Annotated in this window: 1 protein-coding gene; it reads left to right on the top strand. The window is 54.1% G+C overall.

Annotated elements, in window-relative coordinates; translation table 11 throughout:
* On the top strand, nt 1-305 hold a 305-nt coding region (locus F8C76_RS18550; RefSeq protein WP_152132988.1), incomplete at both ends, for a molybdopterin-dependent oxidoreductase.

Genomic DNA, 305 nt, shown 5'->3' with positions numbered 1-305 from the left:
AAATATCCAGATATCAAAATGATTTACAACGGGTTTGCCAATTCACATACCCGTCAGCCCCAGCGGGAATCCGCCATACGGGCATGGCAGAAACCCGAATGCATTGTCGTTCACGAAATGTTCTGGACGCCGACCGCGCGCATGGCCGACATTGTCCTGCCCATTTCCACCCCGGCGGAATGCATGGATATGACCACCAGTGAAGATGGCCGTTTCCTGATTCCCATGAAGCCCGCCATCAAGCCGCAGTATGAGTCCAAGCCGACTTACGACGCGTTTGCCTTCATTGCTGGCAAGCTCGGCAT

This window comes from Flagellimonas olearia, assembly GCF_009184425.1.
Taxonomy (GTDB): Bacteria; Bacteroidota; Bacteroidia; order Flavobacteriales; family Flavobacteriaceae; genus Flagellimonas; species Flagellimonas olearia.
This window is presented reverse-complemented; position numbering and strand designations above follow the sequence as displayed.